Below are 4,764 nucleotides of genomic sequence, written 5' to 3'. Positions count from 1 at the left end.
GAATATGCCTGGCGGCGATAGCGCGGTGGTCCCACCTGACCCCATGCCGAACTCAGCAGTGAAACGCCGTAGCGCCGATGGTAGTGTGGGGACTCCCCATGCGAGAGTAGGGCACTGCCAGGCTTTAAATTAAAGCTTTATGTCGAGGTAACAGAGTGACATGGAGCATAGTGAGCAGAGAGTAGGGCAAACCCGTTGGGAACAGGTTTGAACGTTGTAAAGATCGACAGCCCGAAGGATGAACAGCAAGTGAGCCGTTCGTGATCTGCCAAGATTTTAATTAAGGTTTTTCACCAATAGTGACTGTAAAACCTATTGCTGATATGGCTCAGTTGGTAGAGCACACCCTTGGTAAGGGTGAGGTCCCCAGTTCGAATCTGGGTATCAGCACCACATAGAATATATAAAGAATTTGTCTGGCGGCGATAGCGCGGTGGTCCCACCTGACCCCATGCCGAACTCAGCAGTGAAACGCCGTAGCGCCGATGGTAGTATGGGGACTCCCCATGCGAGAGTAGGGAACTGCCAGGCTTTATTTTAAGACGAAAGGGCCATCCAATAGGGTGGCCCTTTTGCATTTGGCGAAAAAACTAACTTAGCTTTCCAACTGTTTTCTACGTCTATAGGCTGATAAACTACTTATTAAATCTTTGTTGAGTATTAAGTAAATGCTTTCTCTTAAAGAGTTTAATACCTTTGGGTTATCAGCCTATGCTAAACATTTAGACGTAGCTGAGTCTACTGAATCTTTATTGGTTCTATGGCAGGAAGCCAAAAACCAAAAACAACCTGTATTACTGCTTGGTGGAGGCAGTAATGTCTTATTTACTGAGGATTTTGAAGGAACTGTGATCCTGAATAGAATCATGGGGATTCAATGTCAGGAAACTGATGAATCATGGCATTTACATGTAGGAGCAGGCGAAAATTGGCACGATTTAGTTTGCTATTCTCTCCAAAATCAGATCTATGGGTTAGAAAACTTAGCTCTAATTCCTGGTTGTGCTGGTGCAGCACCAATTCAAAATATTGGTGCATATGGCACTGAATTTAGAGATGTATGTGAATACGTAGATGTTCTTAACCTGAAATCGGGAGAGAAAATGCGTCTTAGTGCTGATGAATGTCAGTTTGGATATCGGGATAGTATTTTCAAGCATAAATACAAAGAGAACTATTTTGTTATCTCTGTGGGTCTATTGTTAGAAAAGAATTGGCAACCGATATTGAACTATGGTGATTTAACTAAATTATCGAAAGGTAGCGTAACTCCTCGTCAGATTTTCGATTTAGTATGTACAATGCGTACTAGTAAACTACCTAATCCTGCAGTAGCAGGAAATGCAGGTAGTTTCTTTAAGAATCCAATCGTTAGTGCAGAAATTGCGGCTAAAATTAAAGAAAACTACCCTGATAGTCCTCAATATCCTCATACTAATGGAACGTTTAAATTAGCGGCAGGTTGGCTCATTGAACAATGTAATTTGAAAGGCTATCGTATTGGTGGTGCAGCTGTGCACCTTAGGCAAGCTTTGGTATTAATAAACCAGGAAAATGCTACAGGTAAGGATATAATTGCATTGGCTGCCTATGTTTGCCAAGAAGTGATAAGAAAATTTGGTGTATTACTTGAACCTGAGGTTCGCTTTATTGGCTCTAAAGGTGAAATTGATGCTGTGGAATGCATTTCATGAAAGATATAACTGTACCATTGCAATTGATTAAGATTTTGTCTGATGGAGAAATTCATTCAGGGCAACAACTAGGGCAAAACTTAGGGATGAGCAGGGCTGGAATTAATAAGCATATACAGACTATTCGTGAATGGGGAATTGAACTGGAAACGGTACCTGGTAAAGGTTATAGTTTTTTGGCTCCTGTGCAGTTACTTGATGAGTGTAGTATTTTACAATATTTACCTGAGGGTCGTATCGCGGTTTTGCCAGTTATTGATTCGACTAATCAGTTCTTACTTGATCGTTTATCTGAGCTGAAATCAGGAGATGCCTGTGTTGCTGAATATCAGTATGCTGGTAGAGGTCGGCGTGGTCGGAAATGGGTTTCTCCTTTTGGTAAGAATCTTTACTTATCTATGTATTGGCGTCTTGAGCAGGGGCCTGCTGCTGCGATTGGATTGAGCCTGGTTGTTGGTATTATTATTGCTGAAGTATTGCATCGATTAGGTGCTGACAGAATTAAAGTAAAATGGCCAAATGATTTATATCTTGATGATAAGAAATTGGCTGGGATTCTAGTCGAGTTGATGGGAAAAACTGGTGATGCCGCCCAGATTGTGATCGGTGCGGGTATAAATATTGCTATGGATCATAAGGGTAAAGAATCTATTAATCAGCAATGGATTAATTTGCAGCAGGCAGGTATTGAAGTTGATCGTAATAAGTTGGCAGTAGAAATAATACTTGAGTTAAGAAAGGCTCTGATTCAGTTTGAAAATGAAGGTTTGTCTTCATTTGTTTCTCGGTGGTTTGAGTTAGATAATTTTATGGATAGACCGGTAAAATTAATTATTGGTAATCAGGAAGTCCATGGTATAGCTAGAGGTATTAACCAGCAAGGAGCTTTGTTACTTGATCAAAATGGTGTTGTTACTCCATATATTGGTGGTGAGATTTCTTTGAGAGGTTGTCATTAATAACCGGAAGAGAGATATCTTCCGGCTTTAAAATTATTTTATTTACGCAGCCTCACGCTTTCAATGGTGTGATTGGCGCCTTTTGTCATGATTAGGCTAGCTCGTTCTCGGGTTGGTAGAATATTTTGTTGTAAATTTAAGCCATTGATTTCTTGCCAGATATTAGATGCGGTATTTATAGCTTCTTCTTCTGATAACTTAGAATAACTGTGGAAATAAGAATCTGGATCTGAAAAAGCACCCTGACGGAATTTCAGAAAGCGACTGATATACCAGCTCTTAAGTAATTTTTCTGATGCATCGACGTAGATAGAAAAGTCGACGAAATCGGAGACAAATACATGATGTGGATCATGGGGATAATCCATACCGCTTTGCAATACATTCAGACCTTCCAAAATCAAAATATCTGGTTGTTCAATGAGTTTTTTTTCATTTGGCACGATGTCATAGGTAAGATGAGAGTAAACTGGTGCAGATATTTGCTTGGAGCCTGATTTAATATCTGATACGAATTTCACTAGGGTGTGCATATCATACGATTGTGGGAACCCTTTCTTTTTCATCAATCCACGTTCATTCAGCACACTGTTAGAATGCAGAAAACCATCTGTAGTAATTAATTCTACGCTTCTGTGTTCGGGCCAACGACTCAGCAGCGCCTGTAATAGGCGCGCTGTAGTGCTTTTACCAACGGCAACACTACCAGCGATCCCTATGATATAAGGGACTTTTTGCCCATCAGTACCTAGAAATTGTTCAAGCACGGCTTGGCGCCGTAAATTTGAACTGATATAAAAATTGAGTAAACGAGATAAAGGAAGGTAAATTTCAATAACTTCTTCTAAAGAAATTTCTTCATTAATCCCTTTTAGATCAATTAATTCTTCTTTTGTTAATGTTAGTGGGACTGAATCACGTAAGGTAGCCCATTGTTCACGATTGAATTGCAAATATGGAGTAGCCAAAAAAGGTTCTTTTTTATTCATAGACCAACATCTGCCTGTTTGTGCGGGTGGACAGGTTGTAATAAACAATCTGTACCCGACAAAAAATAAACCGCATCATATCGATTGAGGGGCGGTAGGCGTAGGCTTTTTTATATTTTTAGCGGTTTTTTTTGATAAGAAATGCAGAATTGTAAAAAAATTGAGTTGTTTTACTTAATGTTAGCTTGAGTTTTTCTTTCATAATGATGGAGGTTTAACTGAAGAAAATGAAATAGTTTATTAAGTTCTATAGAACTTGTGATCAATTCTTTAATAGTTATAGATAATTTTTCGTTGGTTATTTGGGCTGAAACTATTGAAAAAAGCAGCTACTCGAATAAAGATGAGTGTTTTGTGACCGAACGATCAGCGAAAGCAATTTTTTTGTTGCATAGAACGCTCATACTACCTAGAATGCGCAGCACTTGATGCCGGCATAGCTCAGTTGGTAGAGCAACTGACTTGTAATCAGTAGGTCCCGAGTTCGACTCTTGGTGCCGGCACCATTAAAAATTTGGATAAGGTGGGGTTCCCGAGCGGCCAAAGGGAGCAGACTGTAAATCTGCCGTCACAGACTTCGAAGGTTCGAATCCTTCCCCCACCACCAAACAATCAGATTTAATCTTGAGTGTTCTGCATATGAGTAGTTACTCCAAGTAGAGCATATTGAGATACAACGTACAGCTGATTGAAGTCAGGTAGCCGAGTTCAATGCGGGCATCGTATAATGGCTATTACCTCAGCCTTCCAAGCTGATGATGCGGGTTCGATTCCCGCTGCCCGCTCCAAGATGTGCTGATATAGCTCAGTTGGTAGAGCGCACCCTTGGTAAGGGTGAGGTCGGCAGTTCGAATCTGCCTATCAGCACCACTTCTTTTAATGTCCTTGTCTCCTGATTTTTTTCCTGTAAGCGATTCAACAAGCGACTGCTTGGTTGATGTGGTGAAACCACCGATTCCGTGTCTTAGAGGGACAATCTAATGTCTAAAGAAAAGTTTGAACGTACAAAACCGCACGTTAACGTTGGTACTATCGGCCACGTTGACCATGGTAAAACTACCCTGACTGCTGCAATTACTACTGTACTGGCTAAAACCTACGGTGGTAACGCTCGTGCATTCG

Annotated in this window: 4 protein-coding genes, 5 tRNA genes and 2 rRNA genes; 10 read left to right on the top strand and 1 reads right to left on the bottom strand. The window is 40.6% G+C overall.

Annotation, left to right across the window (positions count from 1 at the left end):
- Positions 1 to 7: 7 nt before the first annotated feature.
- The 5 genes from rrf (C5469_RS22205) (at position 8) to birA (ending at position 2,653) form a co-directional block, all read left to right on the top strand.
- A 5S ribosomal RNA gene (gene rrf, locus C5469_RS22205) occupies positions 8 to 123 on the top strand.
- Between the two features lie 194 nt (positions 124 to 317).
- Positions 318 to 393, top strand: a tRNA-Thr gene (locus tag C5469_RS22200).
- 22 nt (positions 394 to 415) lie between these two features.
- Positions 416 to 531, top strand: a 5S ribosomal RNA gene (rrf, locus tag C5469_RS22195).
- Positions 532 to 668: 137 nt separating this feature from the next.
- Positions 669 to 1,694, top strand: a complete 1,026-nt coding sequence (murB, locus tag C5469_RS22190; protein ID WP_166310801.1) for a UDP-N-acetylmuramate dehydrogenase — start codon at positions 669 to 671, stop codon at positions 1,692 to 1,694.
- Positions 1,691 to 2,653: a bifunctional biotin--[acetyl-CoA-carboxylase] ligase/biotin operon repressor BirA gene (gene birA, locus C5469_RS22185; RefSeq protein WP_166310799.1), complete on the top strand. Its 963-nt coding sequence runs from the start codon at positions 1,691 to 1,693 to the stop codon at positions 2,651 to 2,653. Before murB ends, birA begins: the two co-directional genes overlap by 4 nt.
- A gap of 38 nt (positions 2,654 to 2,691) precedes the next feature.
- Here the strand turns inward: birA and coaA are convergent, their stop codons facing one another.
- Complete coding sequence (gene coaA / locus C5469_RS22180) at positions 2,692 to 3,642, bottom strand: type I pantothenate kinase (RefSeq protein WP_166310797.1); 951 nt, start codon at positions 3,640 to 3,642, stop codon at positions 2,692 to 2,694.
- Between the two features lie 430 nt (positions 3,643 to 4,072).
- Here coaA and C5469_RS22175 point away from each other — a divergent pair.
- From C5469_RS22175 to C5469_RS22155, 5 genes are all read left to right on the top strand, one after another.
- A tRNA-Thr gene (locus C5469_RS22175) sits at positions 4,073 to 4,148 on the top strand.
- Positions 4,149 to 4,164: 16 nt separating this feature from the next.
- A tRNA-Tyr gene (locus tag C5469_RS22170) sits at positions 4,165 to 4,249 on the top strand.
- 106 nt (positions 4,250 to 4,355) lie between these two features.
- Positions 4,356 to 4,430, top strand: a tRNA-Gly gene (locus C5469_RS22165).
- A gap of 6 nt (positions 4,431 to 4,436) precedes the next feature.
- Positions 4,437 to 4,512 (top strand) — tRNA-Thr (locus tag C5469_RS22160).
- Between the two features lie 110 nt (positions 4,513 to 4,622).
- The coding region (locus C5469_RS22155) for a GTP-binding protein (protein WP_072161945.1) at positions 4,623 to 4,764 on the top strand (142 nt) is incomplete at its 3' end.

Origin of the sequence: Photorhabdus cinerea, from assembly GCF_011189575.1 — a bacterium.
Lineage (GTDB): Bacteria > Pseudomonadota > Gammaproteobacteria > Enterobacterales > Enterobacteriaceae > Photorhabdus > Photorhabdus cinerea.
Note: the sequence above shows the minus strand (reverse complement) of the source record. Positions and strands in the feature narration are given on the sequence as shown.

What these genes read in the sequence shown, in the direction of transcription:
- murB (WP_166310801.1), top strand. Translation starts at nt 669, where the DNA reads ATGCTTTCTCTTAAAGAGTTTAATACCTTTGGGTTATCAGCCTATGCT.
- birA (WP_166310799.1), top strand. Translation starts at nt 1,691, where the DNA reads ATGAAAGATATAACTGTACCATTGCAATTGATTAAGATTTTGTCTGAT.
- coaA (WP_166310797.1), bottom strand. Translation starts at nt 3,642, where the DNA reads ATGAATAAAAAAGAACCTTTTTTGGCTACTCCATATTTGCAATTCAAT.